Raw genomic sequence first — 23,597 nt, forward strand, 5'->3', positions numbered from 1 at the left:
CTTTACGTCTTTTAAAAAGATAAATAAATACCAGGACATTAATAAAAAATCTTATTAATTTATCTGCTATTTTACGGCGTAGTATTTCTATCAACCTACTAAGCTTTTCTACACAATTACAATAACTGCTCGTACCTCTAAATCTCTTTTGTATGAAGAAAATGTACCTTCTGCACGGCAAGTACTTAATACACTTGCTGTGCCTGATCTTTGGAAGTTGTTTTACGCTCCACGCCCAAAATGTGAGGGTTACCGGCACAGTCGTTTCCGCTTCCGACAACTCGGCGCTTGTGGGGATATCCGTCCTCGTAAAAGGCACCAATAATGGCACCACGTCCAATGCAACGGGCGAATATGTCATCAACGCGCCTTCCGGCGGAACGCTTGTTTTCTCGTTCGTCGGTTTTGAAAAACAGGAAGTACAAGTCAATAACCAGAGCGTGATCAACGTCGTGCTGAAAGAAGACAACCAGCAACTCAACGAAGTCGTCGTAACTGCGTTGGGTGTTAAGCGTGAGAAAAAGCAGCTGGGCTATACGGTTTCCGAGATCGCCGGTGCGAAAATGGCTGCCACGAACGAATTGAGCCCCATTAGCGCATTGCAGGGACGCATTCCCGGTGTGCAGATAGACCAGGGCGCAGGCGGGTTGATGGGTAACACCAAGATCCTGATCCGGGGTAATTCCACGCTTGGCGTCAATAACCAACCCATTTTCGTGGTCGACGGTGTAATCCTCGATAACGACGTGTACGATGGTAGCAGCGGCACGCGCGACTTCGGAAACTCGCTCAAAAACCTCAATATGGAGGATTTTGAAAGCGTTTCGGTGCTGAAAGGCTCGGCGGCGGCGGCGTTGTATGGCACCCGGGCAATCAACGGGGTGATTTTGATCACCACCAAAAAGGGAGCCCAGCGTAAAGGTATCGGCGTAAGCGTTTCGCAAACTTTCAATATGCAGAAGCCCTATCGTGGACCCGATTTCCAGAACGAATACGGCGGCGGTACCGTCGGCGCATTCTTCACTGACACCCGTGACCCGAATTACAAACCTGACGAAAGCTGGACCACCAAGGTATTCCCTACCAACGCGCAGGGCCAGCCCTACATCGACCGCCAAATGAACCGCGAACTCGAAAACTGGGGACCGCGGTTCGCCAATCAGCAAGTGGTTGACTATGATGGCAAAATGACGACCTACCAGGCCTATCCGAACAATTACCTGGATGCATTCCAGACCGGAAAAGGGAGCCTAACAAACGTCGCGATCGACGGGGGCAATGAAAGGTCGACCTTCCGGTTCTCCTACAACCGCGTCGACAGCCGCGGGATCAATTTCAAAAACAACCTCGGCAAAAATGCATTCAACCTGCGTGCGACGCAAAACCTGAACAAATTTCTTGTAGCCGACGTCACTGCCGACTACACTACCACCGAGGGCACCAACCCGCCGTCACTCAGCCTGAATAACTACATCTGGACATTCCCGCGCAATTACGACACCCGATACTGGATGCAGCGCCAGAATTACCTGGGCTACAAGGGCGGCCTGCGGAACGTGAGTGACGTGAACGAGCCAAACCTCGTCCCTGGCGCCGATTACTGGTTCAATATCTTCGAAAACAATTACAGCCAGCGCGAGCAAATGGTGCGCGGGCGCCTCGCCCTCACAGCCACTATCACCGACTGGCTCAAATTACAGATAGAAGGCAATTTCAACAACCTGTATACCAAAAGCGAAATCAAGGAACTCGGCCAGGGTGTGAACTTCACCGGTGGCCGTTATGCGCTTGGGCACTCTACGAAACAAACGAATTTCATGAAATGGCTCGCGATTTTTAACAAACCCATTACCAAAGACCTGGATTTCAGCGGCTACGTGGGCGGGGAATCGCAGCAATACAGCCTGTCGTTTAACAACGCTGAAACGCAGGGCGGGCTTTCTTACCCCGGTAACTTCTTCCTGGCCAACTCGGTACAATCGCAGATTTCGACCGGCGGGATCAAAACACGTCGTTCTTATAAATCGCTGTACGCCAGCGCCGATTTCGCTTGGCGTGACCAGCTTTTCCTGCAAACTACCTGGCGTGGCGACTGGTCGTCGGCACTGACCTATTCCAATGGCTCCGGAAACAACTTTTACAATTACCCTTCCGCCAGTTTATCCTGGATTTTTACCCAATCCTTCCACGCTTCACTGCCCAACTGGCTCAGTTATGGAAAGTTGAGAGGAAATCTCGCTGCACTGGGAGGTGATATCGAGCCCTTCCTGCTCAACCCGGGCTTCAAATTCGGCGGATATACCAATGCGGGTGGCTTCGGCGACCAGGCATTGTCGACATTCAGCGCTCAATCGACCTTGCAGACCAATATCAAGCCATTGCGGAAGATCGCCAAGGAAATCGGCCTCGAAGTGAAAGTCCTGAACAACCGCCTGGGGCTCGATTTGTCGGTATACCGGGATAATTCCCGTAACCAGCCGATCCCTATTTCCGCGGCCATCGAGACCGGCGTGAACAGCATTCTGATCAACGCAGGAAATATCCAGAACACCGGTATCGAGATCGCGCTCGATGCAACGCCGATTAAAATCGGTGCCTTTTCCTGGAACAGCACGGTTACTTTCTCGCGTAACCGGAACAAAATCATCGAGTTGTACGGCGACCGCGAATACTACGCACTGGGCGACGAATCGGCAGGCGGCAACGACCTGGTCCCTTATGCGAAAGTGGGCGGTACCTACGGCGTGATCCGCACGAAAATCGCCGCGGCGCGCTTTCAGGGTACCGATGCGAATGATCCGCGTAACGGATTGCCGATCCTCTCATGGCGTGGCGACGCACGTGCCGCCTTCCCCGCTCGCAGCAACGAATGGAAAGATGTGGGCGATATCAATGCCAAATTCCGCGGCGGATGGGATAATACATTCACCTACAAACGGTTATCCCTCAATGTATTGTTCGATGCCAAGATTGGCGGCGATATGATTATTACTTCGCTCCGCTACGGAACGCACACGGGTGTTTTCAAAAACTCGCTGCAAGGCCGCGACGCAGATCATGGCGGAATCGTGTTCAAGAGCCAATTCGATGGCAAAACTTATGACGACGGCATTCTGCCGGAAGGCGTTTTCGCAACAGGACAAACTATTACGCAGCCAGACGGCACGAACGTGAATGTCGGTGGTATGACCTTCAAAGAAGCTTACGACAAAGGGCTGGTCGAACCCACGCATTTACCGCAATACAATTATCGCTACGGTTCGTTTTCGACTGCCGTGGGCGATTACTGGATTTCGGAAAACTCGTGGATTTCGCTGCGCCAGGTTTCGCTGAGTTACCAGGTCCCCCAGTCGATTTGCGAGAAAATCAAGCTCAATGCATTGTCGATCAACCTGGTAGGACGCGATTTGCTTTACCTGTACAACACATTGCCGCTGAACTTCAACCCAGCGTCAAACTTCTCGAACAGTACTGCGGTACAGAAGGAAGTCGGCTTTATTCCGCCGATGACCCGCGCCCTGGGTGTCACGCTGCGGGCGGCATTCTGATATAAACGCTTCTTGTTCAGTCATTTTCAAAAGACATTTCAAATGAAAAACATACTAACCAAATGCGCCGCCGGTACCGTTCTCGCCACCGGCCTCCTGTGGGCGACCTCCTGCGAGAAGGATTTCGGCGATATCAATACCGACCCGAGCATTGTGATCACGCCCGATCCCAAATTCCTTTTCACCTACTCGCTCAACAGCCTCGAATCCTACCAGGGTACCGAATGGATATGGGAAAACCTCGAACAGCTCCTGCGCTTTTCGCAACACCTGACCACCGATCCCTATGAACTTTCGACCAACATTAACTCCCGGTATTCCGCCTATTATTCGAACATCCTGCCTAACCTGGTCGAAATCCGCAAACAAATAGATCAGAAACCCAATAAGGAACGCTTTCAGAAAATGCGCGCCGCCACTTACATCGTGGGCGTACTGCATGGATTGCGCGTGACGGACATGAATGGCTCAATCCCTTATACCCAAGCCATTAAAGCGCGTGATGAACAGAACTACACGCCTGAATACGATACGCAAAAGACCCTTTACGACACTTGGCTCGCAGAATTGAACGAGGCGATTACTGTCCTGAGCGCTACCTCGGAGGACCAGGAAGGCTTTGGCAATGCCGACATTATCTACCACAGCGACTGGGTGAAATGGGTGAAAGCGGCCAACACGCTCAAATTGCGTATTGCATTACGTTACGAAGGTCAGGATAAGGCCAAAACGCAGCAGATTTACAAAGAAGTGGCCGACAATGCCATAGGTCCCATTGTCGAGGATACCGACCAGTTTGCCTATCTCGATCCGGATTGGGGCCCGGTTGGCGGCGATGTCGACTACCGCAGCACGCGTTTCGCTACAAAGTCTATTATGACATTCCTGAAACAGACCAGAGATCCACGGCTGGCGATCTATTTCAGTCCGAATGACCTGACCAAGAATGCATTGGATACACTCAAAAAGTACAACCAGGCATTACCCGCATTCATAGACCCGGCCGATCCGCAAATCCGGTTCCAGGGAGGCCCGGCCGACTGGACCACCAATCCGACCATCGCGCAGTATTACAAAAACCCGCTGAATGCGGGCAGCAACAAGTACGTGGTGATGTCGACGATCAACAAAGTGTTCTTCGCGCCTACCCGCAACGGCGGCAAGGGTACGTTCCAGGATTACATGATTACGAGCGCAGAAAGCTGCTTCTACATTGCCGAACTGATCCAGAAAGGCTACGGAACCGGCTCCAAAATCACAGGGACCGCCGAGGATTGGTACAAAAAAGGCATTACGTCGTCTATGCGCACGATGAACTCCATTGCCCAGGCCGCGCTGTCTACCACCGGATTATCGGCCAATGCCGACGCGGAAATCGCGGCTTACCTGGCGCTGCCGCAGGTAAAGTTGAACGGTATCAATAACCTCGAACGCATTTACATCCAGGAATACCTGAACTTCATGCGCCTGCCCACGGAGGCGTTCACATTCGTGCGCAGGACCGGCTATCCCAAAAACAACTCCACCTATTACCCCAGGGACGCGTTTAACGAGGCCATTCCGCGCCGCTACTGGGTCGACGAACCGCCACTGGGCACCAACAACGCCAACTGGCTCAAAGCGCAGACAGAGCAAGGATTTACACCCAACGATCGCACCGCCGCCACACTGAACAGCCAACGGTTGTGGTTTGACAAGAATAATCCGGCTTTCGGGCAGGGAAATTAAGAGGAAGGGAAAAGGGAAGAAGGAAGATGGAGGAAGGAGGACGGGACACTTTCCTCCCCGTCCCTCCCTTTTCTCCAAAAAATTCCCCCACCGCTTGCATTTCTCCCAAACGTTCCGCACCTTTGTACTGTAATAATAAAAGTTACAGTATGAACAGCGGTCGCTTTGCCATTTCGGTGCATATTCTGACATTATTGACCTTCTCGGAGGACGAATGGACGTCGTCGGAATACCTGGCGGGGAGCATCAATATCAACCCTGTGCTCGTCCGGAAAGAACTCAGTAACCTGCGTGAGCGTGGCCTCGTTCGCAGCAAGGAAGGAAAATCGGGCGGAAGCCAGCTAGCCAGGCCTGCCGACCATATCTTCATGTCGGAGGTGTATGAAGCTGTAAAACAGAAGGATCTGCTCGGAAAAGGAATCAACTCCCCTAACCCGGCCTGCCCTGTTGGGCGTAAGATCAACGACCACCTCGACAGCCTTTATGACGATGCGGAAAAGACCTTGCTCGCCAGCCTGGGAAAAGTATCACTGGCAGAGTTTTGTAAAAAGTTCGACTAATCTTTTTTAACCAAAACTGTAACATTTATTATTTCAGATAAGAATATCCATCTCAAAAACAAATACTTATGAAAATTGCATTGATCGGCGCCACTGGGTTTGTAGGCACCCACGTTTTGAAAGAACTTGTTTCGCGCGGCCACCAGGTTACTGCGATTGCCCGCAATACCGACAAAATCGACACCAGCAACGCGCTCGTTACCACCAAAGCCGCTGACGTGGCAAATGCAGACGAGGTTGCCGCCGCCGTAAAGGGCCACGACGCGGTGATCAGCACGTTCAACGCAGGCTGGACGAATCCCAACATTTACCATGATTTCCTTGCCGGTGCCAAGGCCATTCAGGCAGGTGTGAAGCAGGCAGGTGTCAAACGTTTCCTCACGGTAGGCGGCGCGGGAAGTCTGGAAATCAAGCCGGGATTGCAGCTCGTGGATACCCCCACTTTCCCGGAGGCATACAAAGCCGGTGCCACAGCTGCCCGCGACTACCTTAATTTCCTCAAAACGGAAACAGATCTCGATTGGACTTTTCTAAGCCCTGCCATTGAGATGTCCCCCGCGCATCCGGGTGAACGTACAGGCAAATACCGCACCGCACTCGACACACCGGTGTTCGACGAGCATCATCACAGCAGGTTGTCGGTAGACGATACGGCTGTCGCGATCGTCGATGAAATCGAACAAGGTAACTTCATCCGGAAGCGATTTACCGCCGCATATTAGGAGCATACTTATCATAGGGTGCTCGCATACAATATATCCTGCCAGTATCCTACTAATATTACTTTTTATACATATTTTAAGTATTAACAGTAATATTAATAGTATACTTATAATGTGTATAAAATATTATAAAAAGCCTGATACTTTTCATATTTATGCATAGTATCAGGCTTTTTATTCTTATGATTAGTCGCTTGTTCACATCCCGTTTAATACTTTTAATTCATTCTATATTTTAAAAAGTATTAAACATATTATACTTTCATGATCCTTGGCAGTATTATACTTTTAAAACTTTAAATACTTATTATATTTCATATAAGTGAAAAAGTACTTAAAGTACAATATATATACAATCAAAATTCATTGATTTACAATTATTTAAACCGGAAAATAATTAGTGCCAACCGCTTATAGCCGCTGTGCCTGCTGCTACTCATTTTTTCACCTTAGTCGCCCGCCAGTTGATCGCGCACCGCATTGAGACTGATTTTTGACTAATTTTGCCTTCCTAAAACCTGTCAAAACCATGGCTACAAATGAAACATTGTCAGCGGCAAATGAACTTGCCAAGCTGTCATCACACACATTAAAAGAGAAAACCGGACGCGATTGGTCGGAATGGATTGAATGGCTCGATAATCTCAAATCCGACGGAAGGACCCATAAGGACATTGTTGCATTGCTGGGAGACCACGTCGAAAATGCCTGGTACCGGCAAAAAATCGCGCTCGGTTACCGGGAAGTGACCGGGCAACGGCAGCTGGGGGAGCTCCTGTCCGGTTATGAGGCGGGAGTTTCCAGGACCTTCCCCATCCCAGTGCAAAAAGCCTGGGAACTGATTGCCTCGGAAGAGGGGCTGTCGACCTGGCTCGGCCTGCTCGTCGATGGCCGCGTTGGTATGGGCGAATCGTTCAAGACGCAGGACGGGATTAGCGGTACCATTACCGTCCTCGACCCGGGCTCGCATTTCCGTATGACGTGGAAACCCGAGTATTGGCGTTACAATTCCACATTACAGGTCCGCGTGATAGGCAGCAGAAGCAAGAGCGCAGGCAAAAGCGTCATCAGCTTTCACCATGAAAAACTGCCAAGGGCGGCCGACCGTGACGCGATGAAAAGGCACTGGCAAGAAAAACTATCGGATCTGGCTGAAATAATTAAGGGAAAATAAGGTTCTTTGTAGCCCTATTTTACAGCCACCAATTATATACCTGATGAAGTTCCGTGTTGCCGGCCTATTATTACTTTTTATACTTTTAAGCCATTCCAACCTTTTTGCCCAGCGCTTCCTTATGGACCTTGTGGATACCACAAACCAGATGGGAAAAGGCATGCTCTCCATTTACGAGCGCTATAACCGCGTGAGAATCAGTGGATATATTCAACCCCAGTTCCAGGTCATCTCCAAAGAAGGTGCCGAAACCTACGCGGGTGGAAACTTTTCCGGCCTTTCAAACAACCGCTTTATGCTCCGCCGTGGGCGCCTGCGTGTAGACTACGCGCACTTGAACAAAAATAATGATCCTACCTCGTATTTCGTGTTCCAGTTTGACGGTACCGAACGCGGTGTGGCCATCCGCGACTTCTGGGGCCGGTTTTACGAGAACAAGTTCAAAATATTCGCATTGACTACCGGGATGTTCGCACGCCCTTTCGGGCATGAAGTGAACCTTTCGTCCGCTAACCGCGAGTCGCCCGAGCGCGGGCGCATGTCGCAGATCCTGATGAAGACCGAGCGCGACATCGGTGTAATGCTTACCGTTACCAGTCGTAAAACGCAGGAATGGCACCAGAAGCTCAAATTCGACGTCGGCGTTTTCAACGGCCAGGGGATGTCGGGCCCGATGGATTACGACAGCCACAAAGACGTGATCAGCCGGTTCAGCCTTAAACCGACGAACATCCGCGCGCTGGGCAACGCCACGTTGTCGGCGGCGGTGTCGGGCTATGCCGGCGGTATTGTGAGCCAGTCCGAGGTTCTGTATAAAACGGTGCGCCTCGGAGGCGAATATCAGGCAGTACGCGATTCAGCGGCCGTCAATTTGCACAAGACCAGACCGCGTAATTACGCCGGTGCGGACTTCCAGCTCTCATTTCCCAACCGGAAAGGTGAAACTGAGTTCCGGGCAGAATATATCAAAGGTAAGCAGACCGCCACTTTCGGAACGAGCGAGACGCCGGGTACATATCCCGTTACAAATGGCATTAAAGACCCGCTCTATACCCGCAGTTTCGACGGCGCGTATTTTTACTTCCTGCAACACCTCGGCAGCCTGGATCACCAGTTTGTATTGAAATATGACTGGTACGACCCGAATACGAAGGTTTCGGGCAAGCAAATATCGGCCGATAAGGGGTTCGGCAGGGCCGATCTTCGCTATAATACCCTGGGAATGGGCTATGTGTACATGGCCAACGAGTCGCTGAAATTCGTATTCTATTATGAATTCGTGCGGAATGAGAAATCGGCGCTGGCTGGGTATGAAAGTGATGTTTCAGACGACGTTTTCACCGCCCGCGTACAGTACAACTTCTAAGTCTCAAAATGTTGGAGAAGGACATCTATTGTGTAAAATATAGCTCGCGCAGATCAACTCATTTGGCCAGATATACGTTAAATGTGTAACCAACGATCAAAATCCGGGCGTGGTTTGTGTTGCGCCCGAGTCTTTTGGCATAGTTTTCTCAGCATTTATCACAGTACTAACTCCGAATAACATGAACAGAAAACAGCTTGCAACCACAACCATCTCTATCCATGCAAGCCCTTCTGCGGTTTGGAAGGCATTGGTAGAACCCGAACTCGTCAAAAAGTATTTTCACGGTACCGAAATGCGCTCGGATTTTGAAATCGGAAGCCCCATTACCTTTGAAGGCGAATGGCATGGCCAGCATTATGTCGATAAGGGCGAAATCCTGAGGATCACGCCTGAACGCGAGTTGAGCTACTCATTCTGGAGTCCGCTGTCGGGCACTGAGGATTTTGAGGATAATTATACGCATGTGACTTTCCACCTGTCGGACTATCATGAGAATACGACGCTGGTAGTGACCCAGGACAACCTGGAAGACGAGGATGCCGTCGTGAAAGCGGAGGGCAACTGGTTGAACGTGCTGCACGATCTGAAAAGGGTTGTGGAGGAAGAAAGGCTGCACGTCCTTTAACGGTATTTAAATACAAAACCCGTTGGAACCGACTCCAACGGGTTTTGTATTTTTCAAAGTTTCATTGACAGCGCGATCCGCTTCCTGCCGAGATCAACCTCGGTCACTTTGACCGTAACGTGCTGTTGCAACTTCACCACTTCGTTCGGGTCCTTTATAAATTTGTCTGCCATTTGCGAAACGTGGACGAGCCCGTCCTGTTTCACGCCGACGTCCACGAACGCTCCGAACGCCGTGATGTTCGTCACGATCCCGGGGAGGATCATCCCGACCTTGAGATCTTCCGGCTTCCGCACCGAGGCGTCGAACTCGAACTTCTTCATTTCCGCGCGCGGGTCACGCGAGGGCTTTTCGAGCTCGGCCAGAATATCCTTCAAAGTAGGAAGGCCTACTGCTGTCGACACATACTTTTCAATTTTAATCTGACGGCGCAAATCGGGTTTCTGCATCAAATCCTTCACCGTAGCGCCGGCATCTTTGGCCATTTGCTCCACCAGCTCGTAACGCTCCGGATGTACCGCACTGTTATCCAATGGGTTGCTACCGTTTTCTATGCGTAAAAAGCCCGCAGCCTGTTCAAACGCCTTCGCTCCGAGGCGGGGAACTTTCAATAATTGCTGCCTCGATTTGAAATTTCCGTTTTTGGCCCGAAAATCCACGATATTTTGCGCCAGAGCGGGTCCGAGACCCGAAACATAGCGCAACAAATGCTTGCTCGACGTGTTGAGATTTACCCCTACGGAATTCACGCAGCTTTCTACGACTACGTCCAAAGCATTTCGCAATGAATTCTGGTCCACATCGTGCTGGTACTGTCCCACTCCAATCGACTTCGGATCGATTTTCACCAGCTCGGCCAGCGGGTCCATCAACCTTCGACCGATCGATACCGAACCACGGACCGTCACGTCTTTATCCGGGAACTCCTCACGCGCGACCTCCGAAGCCGAATAAATAGACGCACCCTGCTCGCTCACCATAAACAGCCCGATTTCCGCCGACTGCCCGGAGCCGTCCAGCAGCTTCTTCACAAAGTCTTCTGTCTCGCGTCCGGCAGTACCATTACCCACGGCAATCGCCTCGATTTTGAATTTCCGGATCAGCTCGCTGATCCGAGCACCCGCTTCCGAAGGTTTGTCGAACGGATAAATGACATGGTCTGCCATGAGATTGCCCTGGCCATCCAGCACGACCACTTTACAACCCGTGCGGTAGCCCGGGTCGATGGCCAGCACCGTTTTCTGGCCCAGCGGCGAAGCCAGCAGCAATTGCCGGAGGTTTTCAGTGAACACCTGGATCGCCGCCACATCCGCTTTTTCTTTGGATAAATTGGCAAATTCCGTTTCGATCGACGGCTTCAACAACCGTTTGTAGCTGTCGCCGATCGCCAGTTCGAGCTGGTCTTTGCAGGCTTCTGTGCCAAACATAAACAACCTATCCAACGCTTCAAGCGCCAAGTCTTCATCAGGCGAAATGTCGACGCTCAGAATGCCTTCTTCCTCGCCCCTGCGCAGCGCGAGCAACCTGTGTGAAGGTATTTTAGCCAAAGGCTCCGAAAACTCGAAATAATCGCGGTATTTGGCCCCTTCTTCCTCTTTCTTCTTCTTGACTTTAGAAGTGATGATGGCCCCGCGCTGAAATGTGTACCGGACTTTCGTCCGTGCTTCCTGGTTTTCGTTGATCCATTCCGCAATAATATCTCTCGCGCCTTGCAACGCGTCGCCGGCATTCGCTACCTGTTCGTTCAGGAATGCGGCTGCCTTACCTTCCGGATCGCGTTCTTTGCCTTCAAAAATCAGTTTGGCAAGCGGTTCCAGACCTTTTTCGATGGCGATGGTCGCCCGGGTCTTTCTCTTTTGTTTATACGGAAGGTAAAGGTCTTCGAGTTCGGTCATCGAAAACACGCCTTCTATCTTCTTTTTCAGTTCAGGCGTGAGCTTACCTTGCTCTTCAATGCTTTTCAAAATGGCCTCCCGGCGTTTCTCGACTTCCTGCTGCTTCTGCCATGCCTCTTTGACGCTGCCGATCTGGACCTCATCCAGTCCGCCCGTCGCTTCCTTGCGGTACCGCGCTATAAAGGGCACCGTGGCGCCTTCCTCGAATAACGCAATGGTATTTCTCGCCTGCTTGTCGCTGACGCCCGCCTGTTGTGCAATAAGGGTGTAGTTCATGATTACTAATGAAATTGGAAACGGCAAATAAAGCGGATATTCACGGTTTTCAAAACTAAAATTAGCGACGAAGCCACGTACGCATTTTACCGTTTATATTTGGTGTAATTTAATCCTCATACCTAGCCCCTTATCCCATGAAGTACCTGTTCGGAAAGCCACTGGCCGTCCTGGCCCTTGTGCTCGCCGTGTTATCCGCCCCGCATCAGGCATCCGCCCAGCAGAAGCCCAAATTTAAAGTGGTTGCCTTTTTCACCGGCAAAAACGACCAGGCGCACATCAGTTTTGTCGGTGAAGCCCACAAACGTTTACCCGAACTAGGTGCCAAAAACGGGTTCACCTATGATTCCACCAGCAATTGGGACAATCTGAATGCCGAGTTCCTGTCTAAATACCAGGTCGTGCTTTTCCTCGACACGCGCCCGGAAAAACCGGAACAGCGTGCTGCATTTCAGAAGTATATGGAGAATGGCGGAGGATGGATCGGATTTCATTTCGCCGCATTCGCATTAACGCCCTCGGCCTACCCCCAAAACTGGGACTGGTATCATGAGCAATTCCTGAGCTCGGGACAGTACAAAAGCAATACCTGGCGCCCCACTTCGGCGGTTTTGAAAGTGGAAAATGCCCAAAGCCCGGCTACCAAGGGGTTGGGCAGTACTTTCAAGGCTTCGCCCAACGAATGGTACCGCTGGGAAAGAGATTTAACCCAAAATCCTGATATTCAAATTCTTCTATCGATTGATCCGTCAAGCTTCCCGCTGGGTACCGGCCCCAAACAGCATGAGATCTGGCACAGCGGCTACTATCCCGTCGCGTGGACCAATAAAAAGTATAAAATGGTTTATATGAATATGGGGCATAACGATATCGATTACGAGAATAAAACGAACAAGGAATTATCATTTACCTTTGATAACGACGCACAGAACCAGTTCCTGGTGAACTCGATCGTCTGGCTCGCCAACCGAAAAAAGTAACCGACCATGGAAGACAGGCAGACCCGCAGTTTCGACAAGGGCCATATGACCGGCACCACCTGGCAATGCGACGGCATCCTGCTCGGGCATGCGGTTTCGCGGTTCACGGAATTGTCTGGTTTCCATTCCAAAAGCGCCAATATCGACGTGGTACGCATGCATTTTGGGTTGAAAGGCGATTATATGTTTACCTATAATCAGCTCGGAAAAACATTCGACCTCGTCGGCGGGCATCATAACATCATGTATTCCAGGGAGTTTGAAATGACTGTTCAGGCGAAGACCCTCGAAATCGAGACCTTCGGCATTCAGTTTCCCAAGGATATCTTCATCCAGTTTACCCAAAATGCCAGCGACGCGCTCAAACGCTTTTCGGAGGCTGTTATACTTGGTAAAAGTGCCATTCTGACCGACAGTTGGGGCACAATCGATTCGCCGATACAGCAGGTAATTCAGCAGATTATTCATTGCAGGTATTCCGAAAGCCTAAAAAAGCTGTTTCTCCTTTCGAAAAGCATAGAGCTCCTCGTGCTGTGCGCCGACGCCTGCGAGGCCTCTGAGCGGAAAACAGATCCCTTCATCAAAACCAAGACCGACAAGGAGAAAATTATCGCCGTCCGCGACCTGATCAACGAACGCGTACATTGTCCGCCCAATCTTTCGGAAATCGCGCATCATGTAGGTTTGAATGAGTATAAACTGAAAAAGGGTTTCAAGGAGACATTCAACAATACCATTTTCGGGTATCTCACCGACCAGCGCCTGCAACTCGCCAAACAATACCTGCTGGACACCCAGCAAACAGCCGCCGAAATATCCACGCAGCTGGGCTACGCAACGCCTCAGCATTTCAACAATGCCTTCAAAAAGAAATTCGGCATCACTCCCTTTTCGGTTAGAAATAATCCGTAAAACGCAATCCGGTACTGGCTGGCGGGGCGTAATATTGCCGTCGGGAATTTAGTCAGGGTGGTCAGGGTGGTCAGGGTGGTCAGGGTGGTCAGGTGTGGTCAAGTATAGTCAGGTGTAGTCAAGGATAGTCAGGTGTAGTCAAGGATAGCACAGCCTGGCCGGACATCGTCAGGACCGTCACCAGCTATTTCCAAAACAATAGCTGACAATACCTGATTACACCTGACCACACCTGACAACACCTGACCGCCCCTGACATTCACTTATTCAAATTTATTCACCCATTCCCGCTCCACGGCGGTTCATTCAAACAAATGGAACCATTAATCATACAAAACGAAATTACCATCGATGCGCCCGCAGCACACGTCTGGGACGCGCTTGTAAATCCTGAACAGACAAAACAGTATATGTTTGGCTGTGAGGCACTTTCCGACTGGAATGTCGGTAGCGAATTGCTTTGGAAAGGCGAGCACGAAGGCAAAGAGATTATCTGGGTCAAAGGGGAAGTTCTGGAAATAACCCCCGGGAAATTCCTCCGCTACACCACCATCGATCCGCATTCGAACATCGACGACATCTCCGAAAACTATCTTCAGGTCACCTACGACCTCGTTCCGCAAGGAGAAAAGACTGTTTTGAAGGTCACGCAGGGCGATTACAGCACCGTGGCGGAAGGCGAGAAACGGTACCAGGATTCCTACAACAATGGCGAAGGCTGGAACCCGATCCTTGTCGAAATCAAGAAACTGGTGGAAGCACAGCGTGCATAAGTGACCTGCCGGGGAACTAGTTGAATGTGTTTCTCGCTTTCACGGGAAAACACATTCATCAACTATGCCAGTACTCATTATTCTGATCGCCACATTTTTGGCAAGCCTCGGCATTACCTGGGCCGGTTCGGGCGAACCGGCCTACATTTTAAGCGGGAATATCGCCATGTGTGCCATGCTCCTGTTCACCGCATTAGGCCATTTCAAATTCCCGGAAGGGATGGCGATGATGATCCCGCCATTTGTTCCATTCAAAAAAGCCATGGTGCTGCTGACCGGGTTGATGGAAATCGCGGCGGGGATCGCTTTGCTTTTCCCGGCTGCACGATACGCGACAGGTATCTTTCTGATCCTGTTCTTCGTCGCATTGCTTCCCGCTAACATTTACGCCGCCAATCGCCACCTCGATTACCAGAAAGGCACCTATGACGGCAAAGGCCCGGCCTATTTATGGTTTCGCATTCCGATGCAGCTCTTCCTGATCGCCTGGGTATGGTATTTTGCCGTTCAACCGGCGGCATAATGCTATTTCCGTTCCAGTAGCGCCATATAGAATCCGTCGAAACCTTCGCGCGCCGGCGAGGTACGGTGTTCCGAAACAAACCGCCATTCGGCCTTGTGGCGCTTCGTAAATGCCCGTACTTGCTCCTCCGATTCCGAAGGCAGGATACTGCACGTCGCATACACCATTTTTCCGCCTTTCTTGACCATTTTAGAATAGTTTTCCAGGATATCTGCCTGCACTTTACGGATCTTATCCAGAAACTCGGGTTTAAGCTTCCATTTGCTGTCCGGGTTTCTTCTCAAAACGCCCAATCCCGAACACGGGACATCGAGCAGCAGGCGGTCGGTAGTTTCCGCAAGGTTAGTAATGATTTTCTCGGAGCTGATGAGCATGGTCGTCAGATTGGTGACGCCATTTCGTGAGGCCCTGCGTTCCAGTTCCTGCAATTTATGGTGTTCGATGTCCATAGAAAGGATCGAGCCGGTGTTGCCAAGCAATGCGGCCAGGTGCAGGCTTTTCCCTCCTGCCCCCGCGCAGGCATCGATCACGGACATGCCCGGGTGTACATCCAGGTAGGGCGCGATGAGTTGCGAACCGGCGTCCTGAACCTCAAAAAAGCCGTTTTTGAAACTATCCAGCCCCGATACGTTCATCCGCTTCTTAAGTACCAATGCCTCCGGAACGCCGGCGATAGTCTCGGTGATCTCGAAACCCAGCTGTTCCCGCACTGCGGCAATATCCGTTTTCAGTGAGTTGACACGCAAAACCACCGGAGCGGTTTTGTTAAGTGCCGCCAGCTCGGCAGGCCACTCCTCCCCGACTTCCGATTCACCGATCTGGTCGATCCAATCCGGTATCGATTGGGCGATCTTGCGGGTTTTCAGCGCCTCCCGATACCGTTCCATGACCGACTGTGGATCTACATGCTCAAATTCTGGCCATTCCGGTAAACTATCCAAGGCCTCATGCCCGTCCAAATGCAAAGGTTTGATCAGTTGCCAGGCGCCTGCCAGCCGCCAGAAATCTTCGCTCTCCGTTGCCTTCTCTACTTCGGCGACGTATTTCACCAGCCGCCACCAGCGTACCATTTCATACACGTTTTCGGCGATGAAAGCGCGGTCGCGAGCGCCCCATTTTTTATTGGATTTCAGCAATTGCTCAACGACGCGGTCGGCCTGCCGGTTTTTGATAAAAACATCCTGCAATGCCTCAACAGTAGCGGCAACGAGTCCTTTATAGAGTTTCAAAATTTCAATTTCCAGGTAAAACAAGAGGACAAAATTGGCAAGGGATCGGCTGGAATGCAAATGCGCGGGAACCACTGACCGGGGTTAATAGATATTCTGCGGAAGACTGATCTCAAAATTGGTGCCGATACCAGGCTCCGAAGTAATGTTGATCCTTCCGCCCAGGCTGTCGACCAGGTGTTTCACTAATGCCAGCCCGAACCCAAAACCTTGTTCGCCGCCAGTTCCGTTGGTTGACGACGCATTCCCCGAGAGAATCGCCCGTATATTCTCCTCGCTCATCCCTACACCTGTATCGCGTACTGAAATTTGCAGCACAGGCCTCGCCTGGTCGATCAGCAAGTTCAGTTCGACGGCCACCTCACCACCGGGAGGCGTAAATTTCATCGAATTCGAAATCAGGTTGCCTGTAATTTGGAGCAATTTGTTTTTCGAAAAGTGGATATTCTCGGTCAATGGGCTTGTTTGCACCGTGAAGCGGATGTTTTTGTGCTTGCCTTGCGGACCATAAAGCTTTTCGAGCTTATCCTTGAAGATCATCAGCGTGAAACCCTGGCCATTCGACGCCCCCGGTGCACTGGTGCCCGTTGGCTTTTCCCTGTGAGAATCCAGGATTTCTTCGGCCAGATCCAGGATGGAATTACCGCTTTTATGGATCAGGTTAATAAACTCAAGTACTTCGTCCATCCGGTTTTGCTCACCCTGGTCACGAATAATTTGCGCAAGCCCTACGATCCCGCCCAGCGGGCCCCGGATGTCATGCGCTACCTTTTTCTGCGCCTGCCCGGCTTGCAGAAGCCTGGACTTCAAACTTTCCAATACCCTGTGCGTTTTCAGACGGGCGACAATCTCGTCGGCAATGATTTTCAGAAGCTCTATTTTCTCGGGTTCGAGCGTCCTGCGCTCCTGGTCGAGCACACACAACGCACCTATATGCAATCCGTCGCCCGTTTTGAGCGGTATGCCGTAATAATATTTCACATTAGGCTCACCGGCGACATACACCTTGTCCTTAAAGCGCTCGTCCTCGCTCAAATCGCCGACTTCAAAATGATCGGACTCCATAATGGTATACTGGCAAACGGAATCTTCCCGAAGCATTTGCTCGATATCGAAACCGTAGTTCGAGATGGTCCATTGAGTAAGCGAATCGAGGAGATTCACGAGCGAGATCCTGGTACCTGTTACTTTGGCGGCCAGCTTGGCCAAGTCCTGAAATGTGATCTGATGATCCGAATAGTCGATATCCAACTCAGAGAGCGCAAGCAGACGCTCCATTTCATTGTCAGGCACAGGCGCTTGGACATTACGCATAGGCAAGTGTAGTTTATATCCAATTCTACAAACATTCATGCAAAAAGAGAACTAGTTCTATAAAAAACAATGCCGCAAATCGCCGGTACCTTTCCATGGAGAAGAACAAAATCACCGCTGGATACAAATTCTTATGCGGAATAACTTTTGCTGTATTGGATGAGAAACAGCGCTCCACAAGCAGCCGGGCAGCCGACGGTACAATATACCTGCGAGGCGCATCTTGGAATAATTCTGTTTCGTAATTGAATGAACTGTCGTATATTGTCACACCAACGATCCAAAATAATTGGACTGAACAAAGCACATGGTAGCCAACGGAGTTGAGTTAACAACGTTAAGTATGAAATCTATCATTGTTAAATATAAAACCATTGATAAATATCGTCGATTTTGGCCAAATATCGCTGTTTCCATTTTTACAATAATTAACACTGTAAAGTTTTAGAAATAAAAAACTTGCATATTTTCAAGATTCTCAAAACACCATCAACCAGCCCGACGGACGTCACTAGAATGTATAAAATACTTTTTACTATATTTTTTTTCGTGAGTTTCAACCCAGCCGGATCACAAATTATCATCGCGGATAAGATCGTTGGCGAGTGGATCAACGAAGAAAAAGATACCCGTATCGAGATCTATAAAAACGGGGAGGAATATTTCGGCCGCCTGCTCTGGGCGGAAGACCTCTTTGAAGCCGATGGCAAAACTTCCCGGAAGGATTCCCGGAATTCGAATGAGAAACTCCGCACCCGGAACCTGCTTCATGTGAACCTGCTAAATAACTTCGTCTTTAGCGAAGACGTTTGGGACAACGGCAAAATGTACGACCCCAAGAGCGGCAAAACCTACAATTGCCTGATTAAATTACGCAAGGAAAAACTCGAAGTACGGAGCTACGTGGGCATACCGTTGCTGGGCAGAAGTACCTATTGGGACCGCGTACCTTAGCCTCCCCTACCCCGCCGGCGAACGTTACTATACTTGCAGAAAGGACATTTAAAGCCTCCCGAATGAATACAAACGGGCCCGGCCGTGTTATGCTCCAAATCACGTATGTATCGTATGAAGCATTTCAAACTGGGTATCCTCGACCAATCCGTCGTCAGACACGGATCGACCGTTAGTGAGGCCATTCAGGAAACCATTGCTACCGCAAAGCTGGCCGAGGAACTTGGTTACAGCCGCTTCTGGGTTTCCGAGCACCATAATTCTACCTTTATTGCCGGCTCCGCACCGGAAGTCCTGATGGTCAAACTGGCTGATGTCACGAGCCATATCCGCGTCGGATCGGGCGGGATCATGCTGCCTAACCACAGCGCATTGAAAGTGGCGGAGAATTTCCGAATGCTCGAAACGCTCTACCCGGGCCGCATCGACCTCGGCATGGGCCGCGCGCCCGGCACCGACCGCATTACTTCCTCGCTCCTGAACCCGTCCAACGATTTCAGCGAAAGCAGCTACTTACGCCAGCTCGAACATTTACAGCATTTTTTCAGGGATACAGCCGGCACCGAACGCGGGTTTATCTATGCCACGCCGCAATCGACGACCATTCCGGAGCAATGGATACTGAGCTCAAGCGGCGGCAGCAGCAATATCGCGGCCCGTTTCGGAATGGGCCTGGCCGTGGCAAAGTTCATCAACGGCTTTGTGAAGCCTGATGTGGTGGAAGAATACAAACGCAATTTCCGTCCGTCGGACCAGCTCGAAAAGCCCAAAGTGATCATCTCCGCATTCACCTTATGCGCCGAAACAGAAGAAAAGGCAGCATTGATGCGTAAGATGATGGATTACGTGCTGGTGGAGTTTGAACGCGGTAAATTCGGGCCGTTCCCCGACCCTGAAACGGTGCGGAAATACCAGTTCAATTTCGGCGAACTGGACCGGATCAAATACAACAGCGGACGGATCGTTTCGGGCACGCCGGAGTCGGTGAAAGAGCAACTGACAAAACTGGCGGTGGATTTTGAAGCAGACGAGGTGATGGTATCGACCATGGCGGATACGTTTGAAAACCGTATCAAATCCTTTCAATTGATTTCGGAAGCATTTAATTTGAGAGAACCGGTTCTTTAAACTTAATTTGTGCCGGACATTTCTTCACCGACACTCATGAACCGTTTCGACCGCATTACAGCCATCCTGATCCAGCTTCAATCCCGCAAAATTGTCAAAGCCCAGGACCTGGCCGAACGCTTCGAGATCAGTCTGCGGACGGTGTACCGTGACATCAACTCGCTCGCGGAAGCGGGCGTTCCCATCATAGGCGAGGCAGGCGTAGGTTATTCCATTATGGATGGCTACCGCCTGCCTCCTGTTATGTTCACCAAGGAAGAAGCCCGTACCTTCATCACAGCCGAAAAACTGATGGAGAAGTTCACCGATTTTTCGACGCAATCGCATTACCAGGCGGCGATGTACAAAATCAAAGCCGTGCTGAGAAGCACCGAAAAATCGATGGTGGAAAACCTCGAAAACCACATTGAAGTGCGGAGCCGCCCGCGGGCATTTCACCAGCCCAACAGCAATACGCTCGATATCCTGCTCAATAGCATTTCGGAACGCAAGATTGCTAAAATCCTCTATGTAGCGTTAAGCGCCACCGAGCCGGTGGAGCGCGTTATCGAGCCGGTAGGCATTTATCATGAAAACAATTATTGGTACACCATTGCCTTCTGCCACCTCCGTAACGATTACCGCAATTTCCGCTCCGACCGGATCCTGCAATGCGACATGACCGAGCGTCCGTTCCAGCATAAGCATGCGCCGCTGAAAGACTTCATGCACGACAGCTGGGAGAACGACAATATGCGCCTCGTGCGTGTGCGCGTGGAGAAGCGCGTGGCGCGTTACATCCGCGAGCAACGAAGCTATTATGGCTTCGCTTCGGAGATCGAGCACGACGACTACATTGAAATGACCTTCCTCAGTGCATCGCTCGAAGGGTTTGCCCGGTGGTACATGATGATCGCCCCCGAGGCATGCATCATGGAGCCGGAGGCGCTCAAAACGATCGTGCGACAGCTTTCTGAAAAAATTCTGGAAAATTTGAACCACTGATGATTCCTACTGACACAGGGCTGTCACAGGCATCTGTTTTCTTTGTAATGCACTTAAACAAAGAAGATATGTCAGCTACAATTGAAATTCCGACCGCAGAAAAAAGTTTGGCTTATGCGATGAAAAATTTCGCAGATTACAACCACTGGGCCAACTGCACATTGGTGAACTGGCTACGCACAAAACCGGCCGAAATCCTCGAAACGGAGCTGAAATCAAGCTTTACAACCATCCGGCTGACGCTCATCCATATTCTTGAAACACAGCGTTACTGGCTGTCGATCCTTAATCCCGCGAGCAATTATAGCGGCCAGGATTTCGATGGAGATCTTGACTCGACATTTGATACGCTTATAGCGCAATCTCAGGAGCTTGCGGAATACGTTGAAACGCTCACTGTTGAGCAAATCCAAAACGAGACGCTTGTGGTGAGCCAGTGGTTCCAGTGCAATTTTCCCAACTTCGAATACATCATGCATGTCGTGAACCATACCACCTACCACCGCGGGCAGATCATCACCATGGGCCGCAACCTGGGTTTCACCGACGCGCCTATGACCGATTACAATTTTTATAATGTCATGGCTAAATAAATTGGCAGCACCGGAAACCCGCAGCGCACGGTTTTTGTAATGCTGATTATGAAACACATTCACATACTGGGCATTTCGGGCAGCCTGCGCGCCGATTCCACCAACACCATCATCCTAAAAACCTTGGGAGGCCTTTTCGCTTCCGACATCACTTTTGAAATTTTCGAAGGCCTGGACGAAATTGACCATTTCAGTCCGGGCCTTTCTGATACCGGCGCAGTAACGCGATTCAAAACTGCCATTGCAAAAGCCGACGCGGTGGTGATCTGTACGCCGGAATATGCGTTCGGAGTACCCGGGACGCTCAAAAACGCACTGGACTGGACGGTTGGTACAGGCGACCTCAACGATAAGCCCGTGTCGGCCATCAGTGCCTCGCCGCTCAATTCGGGCGGAAACAATGCGTTGGCCTCGTTGTTGCTTACTTTGACTGCCCTGGGCACCAAAAAGAACGACGCCTCCGCGCTGTCCATTCCGAATGTCAAAGCGAAAATCACGGAAGGCCGCGTAACAGACGCCCATACGCTCAACGAACTTAGCGTACAATGTGCCAATCTGCTCAGCTTGATCGGAGGCTAGTGTCTCCTTATCAAAATCCAATTTATTATCCGGCAAGCAAAAGACTATAAATTTCATAGAGTAATATCATTTAGTTTGATACATTTGGAGTTTATCCACCTTAAACGTTCTAACCAAATGAAATTTGAGACTTTGCAGCTTCATGCCGGACAACAGCCCGACCCAGTTACCAATTCACGGGCCGTGCCTTTGTACCAAACTACTTCCTACGTGTTCAACAATGCCGAGCATGCTGCTAACCTGTTCGCACTGAAAGAGTTTGGCAACATATATTCCCGCATTATGAACCCGACCAACGACGTTTTCGAGAAACGTGTGGCGGCATTGGAAGGAGGCGTGGCGGCATTGGCAACCGGTTCGGGGCATTCGGCGCAATTTCTGGCGATCAATAACATCACGACCGTCGGCGATAACTTCGTAACCACCTCCTTTCTCTACGGCGGTTCCTATAACCAGTTCAAAAACTCCTTCAAAAACATCGGCGTGGAAGCGCGGTTCGCGGATGGCGACGATGTGAGCAGCTTCGAAAAGCTGATCGACGACCGGACCAAGTTCATCTACCTCGAAACAATCGGTAACCCCAGCTATTCCGTACCCGATTTTGAGGCATTCTCAGCGCTTGCAAAGAAGTATGACCTCCCGTTGATCGTCGATAACACATTCGGCGCGGCAGGGGCGATTTTTCAGCCTATCAAACATGGGGCACACGTGGTGGTGCAGTCGGCTACGAAGTGGATTGGCGGACATGGTACTTCCATCGGCGGCGTGATCGTCGACGCCGGCACCTACAACTGGGGCAACGGCAAGTTCCCGCAGTTTACCGAGCCTTCGCCGAGCTACCACGGGCTTGTTCTGAACGATGTTTTCGGTATTGGCGGGCCATTCGGCAATATCCAGTTCATCATCCGCGCCCGCGTGGAAGGCCTGCGCGACTGGGGCCCGTCTCTATCACCATTCAACTCGTTCCTGTTCCTGCAAGGGCTTGAAACCCTGTCGCTAAGGGTAGAACGCATTGCAGAAAACGCATTAAAACTCGCGCAATGGCTTGAAAAACACCCGAAAGTGGAGAGCGTAAACTACATCGGGCTGGAAGGGAACAAGTACCACCAGCTGGCCAAAAAGTACCTTACACGGGGTTTTGGAGGCGTTCTGTCGTTCTCACTGAAAGGTGACAAGAAAACCGCCGAGCATTTTGTAGATAATCTGAAACTGATCAGCAACCTCGCCAACGTAGGCGATGCGAAAACGCTCATCATCCACCCGGCATCTACTACCCACTCTCAACTATCTGACGAAGAGCAACTTTCGGCAGGCGTACTCCCTACCCAGCTGCGCATTTCCGTAGGTATCGAGCATATCGACGATATCATTGCGGATGTGGAGCAGGCGATTGGGGCGTAATGATTGAATGATTGAATGAGCCGCCGTGGAACGGGGAATGATTGAATGATTGAATGATTGAATGATTGAATGAGCCGCCGTGGAACGGGGAATGAGTGAATTGACAGTAAAAATCGCGTAGCGATGCAATATTGGTAGTAAATCCAATGGCAAGACGTTTCAAAATCCCGTCAGGGATGTAACAACATCGCATTGGCGATTACAGTGCGCTGTTGTTACATGCCCAAGGGCATTTCCGAACATCACTAATAACGGTTAACTACCAATATTACATGCCTAACGGCATTTCAACCACGCATTTCCTTAATTATTCACTCATTCCCCGTTCCA

20 protein-coding genes are annotated in these 23,597 nt (G+C 50.6%); 17 read left to right on the forward strand and 3 right to left on the reverse strand.

Annotated features, from left to right (window positions below; translation table 11 throughout):
* The first annotated feature begins 152 nt into the window (after positions 1 to 152).
* From J7619_RS08385 to J7619_RS08415, 7 genes are all read left to right on the forward strand, one after another.
* The gene (locus tag J7619_RS08385; RefSeq protein ID WP_291196898.1) at positions 153 to 3,548 is read left to right on the forward strand and encodes a SusC/RagA family TonB-linked outer membrane protein; all 3,396 of its coding nucleotides are present in this window, start codon (positions 153 to 155) and stop codon (positions 3,546 to 3,548) included.
* 42 nt (positions 3,549 to 3,590) lie between these two features.
* Complete coding sequence (locus J7619_RS08390; RefSeq protein ID WP_291196900.1) at positions 3,591 to 5,276, forward strand: SusD/RagB family nutrient-binding outer membrane lipoprotein; 1,686 nt, start codon at positions 3,591 to 3,593, stop codon at positions 5,274 to 5,276.
* Between the two features lie 149 nt (positions 5,277 to 5,425).
* The gene (locus J7619_RS08395) at positions 5,426 to 5,836 is read left to right on the forward strand and encodes an Rrf2 family transcriptional regulator (RefSeq protein ID WP_291196902.1); all 411 of its coding nucleotides are present in this window, start codon (positions 5,426 to 5,428) and stop codon (positions 5,834 to 5,836) included.
* Positions 5,837 to 5,904: 68 nt separating this feature from the next.
* On the forward strand, positions 5,905 to 6,558 hold the full coding sequence (locus J7619_RS08400; RefSeq protein ID WP_291196904.1) for an NAD(P)-dependent oxidoreductase: 654 nt from the start codon (positions 5,905 to 5,907) through the stop codon (positions 6,556 to 6,558).
* Between the two features lie 529 nt (positions 6,559 to 7,087).
* Positions 7,088 to 7,732 carry an SRPBCC domain-containing protein gene (locus tag J7619_RS08405; RefSeq protein WP_291196906.1) on the forward strand — a complete coding sequence of 215 codons (645 nt, stop codon included), beginning with the start codon at positions 7,088 to 7,090 and terminating at the stop codon, positions 7,730 to 7,732.
* A 43-nt stretch (positions 7,733 to 7,775) separates the two neighbouring features.
* Positions 7,776 to 9,098 (forward strand): porin, encoded by a 1,323-nt coding sequence (locus tag J7619_RS08410; protein WP_291196908.1) that lies wholly within the window; start codon positions 7,776 to 7,778, stop codon positions 9,096 to 9,098.
* A gap of 181 nt (positions 9,099 to 9,279) precedes the next feature.
* Positions 9,280 to 9,726, forward strand: a complete 447-nt coding sequence (locus J7619_RS08415) for an SRPBCC domain-containing protein (protein ID WP_291196910.1) — start codon at positions 9,280 to 9,282, stop codon at positions 9,724 to 9,726.
* Positions 9,727 to 9,779: 53 nt separating this feature from the next.
* Here the strand turns inward: J7619_RS08415 and J7619_RS08420 are convergent, their stop codons facing one another.
* Complete coding sequence (locus tag J7619_RS08420) at positions 9,780 to 11,897, reverse strand: Tex family protein (RefSeq protein ID WP_291196912.1); 2,118 nt, start codon at positions 11,895 to 11,897, stop codon at positions 9,780 to 9,782.
* 137 nt (positions 11,898 to 12,034) lie between these two features.
* Here J7619_RS08420 and J7619_RS08425 point away from each other — a divergent pair, with 137 nt between their 5' ends.
* From J7619_RS08425 to J7619_RS08440, 4 genes are all read left to right on the forward strand, one after another.
* A complete protein-coding gene (locus J7619_RS08425; protein WP_291196914.1) occupies positions 12,035 to 12,877 on the forward strand; it encodes a ThuA domain-containing protein in 843 nt (280 codons plus the stop codon).
* Positions 12,878 to 12,883: 6 nt separating this feature from the next.
* Positions 12,884 to 13,789 carry an AraC family transcriptional regulator gene (locus J7619_RS08430; RefSeq protein WP_291196916.1) on the forward strand — a complete coding sequence of 302 codons (906 nt, stop codon included), beginning with the start codon at positions 12,884 to 12,886 and terminating at the stop codon, positions 13,787 to 13,789.
* Positions 13,790 to 14,103: 314 nt separating this feature from the next.
* The gene (locus tag J7619_RS08435) at positions 14,104 to 14,562 is read left to right on the forward strand and encodes an SRPBCC domain-containing protein (RefSeq protein WP_291196918.1); all 459 of its coding nucleotides are present in this window, start codon (positions 14,104 to 14,106) and stop codon (positions 14,560 to 14,562) included.
* Between the two features lie 64 nt (positions 14,563 to 14,626).
* On the forward strand, positions 14,627 to 15,085 hold the full coding sequence (locus tag J7619_RS08440; RefSeq protein WP_291196920.1) for a hypothetical protein: 459 nt from the start codon (positions 14,627 to 14,629) through the stop codon (positions 15,083 to 15,085).
* A 2-nt stretch (positions 15,086 to 15,087) separates the two neighbouring features.
* Here the strand turns inward: J7619_RS08440 and J7619_RS08445 are convergent, their stop codons facing one another.
* Together J7619_RS08445 and J7619_RS08450 are read right to left on the reverse strand one after the other, a co-directional pair.
* Positions 15,088 to 16,314 (reverse strand): methyltransferase domain-containing protein, encoded by a 1,227-nt coding sequence (locus tag J7619_RS08445; RefSeq protein WP_291198289.1) that lies wholly within the window; start codon positions 16,312 to 16,314, stop codon positions 15,088 to 15,090.
* An 84-nt stretch (positions 16,315 to 16,398) separates the two neighbouring features.
* Positions 16,399 to 17,628 carry a GAF domain-containing sensor histidine kinase gene (locus J7619_RS08450; RefSeq protein WP_291196922.1) on the reverse strand — a complete coding sequence of 410 codons (1,230 nt, stop codon included), beginning with the start codon at positions 17,626 to 17,628 and terminating at the stop codon, positions 16,399 to 16,401.
* A gap of 549 nt (positions 17,629 to 18,177) precedes the next feature.
* On the opposite strand from J7619_RS08450, the gene J7619_RS08455 reads away from it, so the two are divergent.
* The 6 genes from J7619_RS08455 to J7619_RS08480 all read left to right on the forward strand — a co-directional run bounded on the left by J7619_RS08455 (position 18,178) and on the right by J7619_RS08480 (position 23,267).
* Complete coding sequence (locus J7619_RS08455) at positions 18,178 to 18,582, forward strand: DUF2147 domain-containing protein (RefSeq protein WP_291196924.1); 405 nt, start codon at positions 18,178 to 18,180, stop codon at positions 18,580 to 18,582.
* A 114-nt stretch (positions 18,583 to 18,696) separates the two neighbouring features.
* Positions 18,697 to 19,710 carry an LLM class flavin-dependent oxidoreductase gene (locus J7619_RS08460; RefSeq protein ID WP_291196926.1) on the forward strand — a complete coding sequence of 338 codons (1,014 nt, stop codon included), beginning with the start codon at positions 18,697 to 18,699 and terminating at the stop codon, positions 19,708 to 19,710.
* A 36-nt stretch (positions 19,711 to 19,746) separates the two neighbouring features.
* Entirely contained in the window at positions 19,747 to 20,694 is a 948-nt protein-coding gene (locus J7619_RS08465) for a YafY family protein (protein WP_291196928.1), read from the forward strand.
* A gap of 68 nt (positions 20,695 to 20,762) precedes the next feature.
* Positions 20,763 to 21,287 carry a DinB family protein gene (locus J7619_RS08470; protein WP_291196930.1) on the forward strand — a complete coding sequence of 175 codons (525 nt, stop codon included), beginning with the start codon at positions 20,763 to 20,765 and terminating at the stop codon, positions 21,285 to 21,287.
* A 48-nt stretch (positions 21,288 to 21,335) separates the two neighbouring features.
* Positions 21,336 to 21,866 carry an NADPH-dependent FMN reductase gene (locus J7619_RS08475; protein WP_291196932.1) on the forward strand — a complete coding sequence of 177 codons (531 nt, stop codon included), beginning with the start codon at positions 21,336 to 21,338 and terminating at the stop codon, positions 21,864 to 21,866.
* Between the two features lie 117 nt (positions 21,867 to 21,983).
* Positions 21,984 to 23,267, forward strand: coding sequence for an O-acetylhomoserine aminocarboxypropyltransferase/cysteine synthase family protein (locus tag J7619_RS08480; protein WP_291196934.1), 1,284 nt, complete (start codon positions 21,984 to 21,986; stop codon positions 23,265 to 23,267).
* The last annotated feature ends 330 nt before the right edge of the window (positions 23,268 to 23,597 follow it).

The sequence above is a fragment of the Dyadobacter sp. genome, from assembly GCF_017744695.1.
In the GTDB taxonomy this organism is placed as follows: Bacteria; Bacteroidota; Bacteroidia; order Cytophagales; family Spirosomataceae; genus Dyadobacter.